This window comes from Azotobacter armeniacus, from assembly GCF_054779355.1.
Genome location: NZ_BAAGYK010000073.1, coordinates 1 through 5092 on the forward strand (window position 1 = coordinate 1; position 5092 = coordinate 5092).

Annotated in this window: 4 protein-coding genes; 1 reads left to right on the top strand and 3 read right to left on the bottom strand. The window is 64.5% G+C overall.

Features of this window, described 5'->3' with window-relative positions; all coding sequences use genetic code 11:
• Positions 1–447: transposase (locus ACYVD0_RS12035; protein ID WP_460427029.1), on the top strand; the 447-nt coding region annotated here is incomplete at its 5' end.
• A 317-nt stretch (positions 448–764) separates the two neighbouring features.
• Here the strand turns inward: ACYVD0_RS12035 and ACYVD0_RS12040 are convergent.
• From ACYVD0_RS12040 to ACYVD0_RS12050, 3 genes are all read right to left on the bottom strand, one after another.
• On the bottom strand, positions 765–1574 hold the full coding sequence (locus ACYVD0_RS12040; protein WP_040107342.1) for a hypothetical protein: 810 nt from the start codon (positions 1572–1574) through the stop codon (positions 765–767).
• A 151-nt stretch (positions 1575–1725) separates the two neighbouring features.
• Positions 1726–3285 (bottom strand): alkaline phosphatase, encoded by a 1560-nt coding sequence (locus ACYVD0_RS12045; protein ID WP_460427030.1) that lies wholly within the window; start codon positions 3283–3285, stop codon positions 1726–1728.
• Positions 3286–3656: 371 nt separating this feature from the next.
• Positions 3657–4515 (bottom strand): IS5 family transposase gene (locus tag ACYVD0_RS12050; RefSeq protein WP_460427031.1). Its coding sequence is split into 2 segments (ribosomal slippage): positions 3657–4110 and positions 4109–4515, totalling 861 coding nucleotides; the frame shifts between segments, so codons are not numbered across the junction.
• Positions 4516–5092: the final 577 nt, after the last annotated feature.

Consider the following 5092-nt stretch of genomic DNA (forward strand, 5'->3'; position numbering starts at 1 on the left):
GGCAGCGACCTGGGCCAACTGGCGCCGATGGTCGAGCAGCTCGACGAGCGTTACGCACGCCGTCCGCAGGAGATGCTGGTGGACGGCGGCTTCGCCAGGCATGATGACATCGAGCGCCTGGCGCCGGCCACCACCGTGTATGCCCCGCTGCCCAAGCCCAAGGACGCCGAGCGCGATCCTCATGCAGCCCTCCCAGACGACAGCGAGACCATCGCCGCCTGGCGGAAGCGGATGGGCACAGAGACTGCCAAGACGATCTACAAGGAACGCGCCGCCACTGCCGAATGCGTCAACGCCCTGGCCCGCAACCGCGGTTTGCAGCGTTTCAACGTGTGCGGGTTGGACAAGGTCAAAAGCGTGGTGTTGTGGTATGCACTGGCACATAACCTGATGCGCATGCTTGAGCTTGCGCCTGGGTTGCTGTTGAGTGTGCCGACGATGACCTGAGGGGGCCGCGGATCGCTGCGATCAGGGCAAAACGCTCCGCTGCGCGCCTCTGCATCCCTCCCACCGCGGACCGCGGCCCGGGCACTGCAAAAGCGCGCGAAGCGGAGAATCCAACACTGCTCCCCTGCATCGCGGTACAGCAGGCTCCAGAGTCGAAAACTTCACAGCCTCTGAGGGGATGATCCCCGCGATATCAAGAATTCCTGGCCCGGCCGCGTAGGTGTAGGAAAGCGCGCCCGACATTCGGAACTGGAGAGCGGGAGGCGGGCCGGGCGAGGCAGCGTAAGCGTCGCCGGACCGCCGTGTGCCGTGCCCGGTCAGTGGTGATGCACGTCACCGCCGGGCAGTTGCGCCTGCACCCGCTGCACGAAGGGGTCGCGTTCGAGGTCGCCGATGTCGGCGAAGTCGATGACTTCATAGTCGGACTGGTCCGGGCTGGTCCAGGGCGAGGCCGCCAACGGATGCACCGCCTTCAGCTCCGTGCGTTCGCGGTAGTCGGCACGTTCGCGCTCCAGGACCACCGGCAACTTGAGATCCACCCGCCACAGCACATCCAGCTTTTCGCCGCCTGCCATGCCGCTGTAGCGGCGATAGGGATAACCGTCGCGCCAGCCGGCATCCTGCAGCGCCAGGCTCTGCAATACCTGCGGATCGATCAGCAGCGCGTGCGGCTGCCAAGACAGCGCCGCGTTGATCATCATCAAGTCGTCCGCGCGGTATTCGACGCTGCGTCGGTCGGCATGGAAGACCTTGAAGAAGAACTGCGTCCGGCCGTCGCGCTGCCAACGTTCGCCGGTGCGTGCCTCGACGTTCTCGATGTCGATGCGATCCTTTTCGCGGAAGAAGCGCCATTCGGCCTCGCCGGCCGGCGGATGGTCGTGGCCGTGGGCATGGCCGCCGGGCTCGACGACGCGGGTGGTGACATAGGTGGCGGCCACCTCGGGCAGCGGCTCGGCCAGGTCCAGTGCCGGTACCACGCGGTCGTCGGTGCGGGTGCTGGTGGCGGCCGGCGTACCGGCCGCGGCGCGCGGGGCCTGCTCTTCGTTGGTGCTTTCATGGGTGTGTCCCGCGAGCGGCAGCAACGCCGAGCCGGCGAGCAGGAGGAGAAGGGCTGATTTCGGTTTCATGTGCGGCAGTGATGGTTGGAGGCGTTCGAAGAAACGGTAAAGGAAGACGCACGCCGTGCGCCTTCCCGCTTGACGGCAGCCGGCATCGCCAAGACGCCAGCCGCTCAGTCGTCCGGCGCGCTGCTTAGCGGCGGCCGTGACCATAGCCGCGCTACTTGTCCAGGTCGAGCGCGTCCGCCATCACGTGGTAGATCACGTTCTGCTCCTGCGGGCCACGGAAGAGGTAGGCGCTCGGGCCGCTGGCATAGATCGCCACATCCTCGCCTGCGTGGGTCTCCGAGCCCATCGGCACGGTGGCCTCCTGCATGTAGCCGGGCGCGGTCGTGTCCACCGAGGTGAGGTCGGGGCGCAGCGCGCCGCCGTAGTATTGGGCATTCACTGTGCCTTCGGTCTCCGGGTCGAACTCCTTGCGTTGGAAACCGCCGGTCCAGCCCGGGCCGTTGGCGTAAGACAAGGTGGTGTAGGTCAGGCCAAGGGCGTCGGTGGAGGGATTGCCGTCGATCGCGCTCTTGCCGAGGATGGGGTTGCCGCGCGAGGGATAGCCGGCGATGGTGAACGTGTGGCTGTGGTCGGCGGTGACGATGATTAGGGTGTCGCGGTCATTGGTCAGCTTTTTCGCCATTTCCACCGCCTCGGACAGCGCCACGGTGTCGGTCAGCGCGCGGTAGGCGTTGCCGGCGTGGTGGGCGTGGTCGATGCGGCCGGCTTCGACCATCAGGTAGAAGCCCTTGTCGTTCTGCTGCAGGGCCTTGATCGCCTTCTCGGTCATCTCGGCGAGCGAGGGTTCGCCGGCGACGTCGTCCTTGCGGTCGGCTTCATAGCGCATGTGCGAGCGCTCGAAGAGGCCGAGCAGGTGTTTGGTCTGCCGCGGGTTCACCGCGTCGAAGTCGGCCTTGTTCCAGACGTAGGCGGACTGCGGATACTTGGTGGTCCATTCCGTGGTCAGGTCGCGGTCGTCCTTGCGGCGGCCCTTCTGGCTCGGGTACTCCGGGTCAGTCGCGGTGTTGGGCATGAAGTAGCTGCGGCCGCCGCCGAGCGCCACTTCGAGACCGTCGCCGTAGGGGAATTCGAGCAACTGGCGGGCGATGTCGGCGACGGTAGCGCCGCTTGGCAGGTTGCTGTCGGCTTCCCAGTCGCGGTTGCCGATGTGGGCGTAGTTCGTCGCCGGGGTGGCGTGGGTGAGGCGGGCGGTGGTGACGATGCCGGTGGACATGCCGCGCTCCTCGGCCTGCTCGAGGATGGTCTTGACGCTCTTGGCGCGGGTGACGTCGGCGCTCGGCTCGTTGCGGTAGATGCTCTGGTCGACCGAGATCGCCCCATCGTTGGTCTTGATGCCGGTGACCATGGCGGTGGCGGTCGGCGCCGAGTCGGAGGTCTGCTGGTTGGCACTGGCGGTAATCGAGGTGCCCATGTGGTCGAGCTTCTCGAAGCTCAGGCGGTTGAATTCGCCGTCGACGTTGCGCATCTGGCCTTCCAGGATGCGGGCGGCGGTGACGGTGGATATGCCCATGCCATCGCCGACGAAGAGGATCACGTTCTTGGCGCGCGAGTGGTTGGGCTCGATGCGCTTGGAGGCTTCCACCGCGGCGCGGCCAGCGGCGAACCATTCCTCGGCGTTGGTCGGAACGGCGTTGGTGTCGGCGGCGTGCGCCTGGCTGGCGCACAGGGCGAGGGCAATGCTGGCCGCAAGGGCCTTGGGTTGCAAGTTCATGTTTTTTCCCAGACCGGATGGCATGCGTGGGCGGGTGGTGAAGTGTGCAGCAAAGGTGTCAGCCGCGTGTGACAGCGTAATGATGGTTTTTTGCCAAGCGACGCGGCTGTGCTGGTAGTGAGTCGGCAGCACCGAGGTGTGAGAAGCCCTCCCAACCAAGGGAAGCCTGCTCTTCCCTTTGCCCTACCCGCTACGAGGGTACGCAGAGGTCCAATCCGGAACGCAGGAGATTTCCCCGCTCCACCTGGCTGGGATGCCAGGACACAGGCAACCCCTTCCCTTCGAGCGGAAAAAACCGGCTCTAACACCGAACACCTCTACAGGAGATCCAGAATGGTTTTTTCGGCCCGACGTGCCAACGGATTCAGAGCCTATCCATAAATAATATTTACGGTAAGCGGCACCTTCCGAAAGGCGATAATGGCCGCTGCCAAATGATTGAGGGCGAGGAAGCTGCGCTCGAGCTTTTCATAGCGAACCAGGAGCTTGCGAAACCGGTTGAACCAGCTGTGGGCGACTTCAACCACCCAGCGCCGGGCCCGCTTGTGAGGATGGCGCTTGAGCTGTCGGGCCTCATCATGCCGCCCCTGTACATGGGGAATGTAGCCATGGGCCAGAATCGTCTCCAAGGCGGCAGCCCCCCGATAGGCGGCGTCGGTACACAGGTGCTTGGAGCGGCGAAACGGTGGATTCGGCCTCTTTACTTGGATGGCGTCGAGTACCGCCTCAAGCTGCGTGACGTCGTGCCGGTTCGCCCCGGTCACGACGAGCGACAACGGGACGCCACGCCCGTCGACCAACAGATGGCGCTTGCTCCCGTTTTTTTCCCCGATCGGTCGGGTTGGGTCCGACCGCTTCCTGTGCCAGAGGGGCTTTGATCATCGCCCCGTCGATGCTCTGCCAACGCCAGGCAATGCCTTCCATCTCATCGTACTCGGCCAGGCCAGCCTGCCAGATGGCCTCGAAGAAACCAGCCGTTTCCCACTCCAGGAAACGCCGGTGAATCGCGCTCGCACTGCCGAAGCGCTCGGCTGGCAGGGCCTTCCACTGACAGCCTGTGCGCAGGGCGTACACGATGGCTTCGAACACCAGCCGAGCCGGCTTGGGCTTGCGTCCGGCACCGGCCTTGCGCTGGTAGACCTTGTCCGCCAATCTCGGGCGAGGCGGCGGTACCAGCGGCTCCACGCGACTCCAGAAGTCGTCAGTCACTTCCCAGGATTTTGCGCCCATGATGGCAAGGCCCCCAATATGAAGAGGCGCCGATTATCCATCATGAGCACTATTTGTGGATAGGTTCTTAGTTGAGAGTCTACGCAACCCTGATGAGTGCGAAGACCAAGGCGGTATAGAGGCCTTCGCCTCGCAAAAGCGATCTATGAAGGCGCCCTCTGTATCTGATCCCGGCCGATTCCTGCCTGTAGTCATCGGCAGCTCAGAGGCGGACACTGCCGCTTGGGGGCTTTCCCGGCGATTTTCTGGCCTGAAAGCGCAGCTGCAGCCGCGAGACAGGAAAGCACGAAAAAGCGTGGCCTCATGCGTCACGGTTTATGCCTCATGCATGGTCCAGATCGTTCGATCTTGGCCAGGATCAAGGCCACCGCTTGGCGCCATTGGTTTCGCCCTGGACTTCCTCGGGCACAATGGCGCTACTCCGCTCGATTTGGTCGAGTTCACATTGAGAACGCGAGAGAAGCGGCTCGCCGACGCGACCTTGCATTGGCTCACTGCTGCGAGACTGCATTGAGCGCGGGCCGGCCGATCCAGGGGCAGCTCAACCCCTTGGGTGGGAAGGCAACTCGTTGGCACG

Bases quoted from the DNA above. Each gene is read 5' to 3' on its own strand.
- ACYVD0_RS12045 (WP_460427030.1), bottom strand. From the start codon at position 3,285: ATGAACTTGCAACCCAAGGCCCTTGCGGCCAGCATTGCCCTCGCCCTG.
- ACYVD0_RS12040 (WP_040107342.1), bottom strand. From the start codon at position 1,574: ATGAAACCGAAATCAGCCCTTCTCCTCCTGCTCGCCGGCTCGGCGTTG.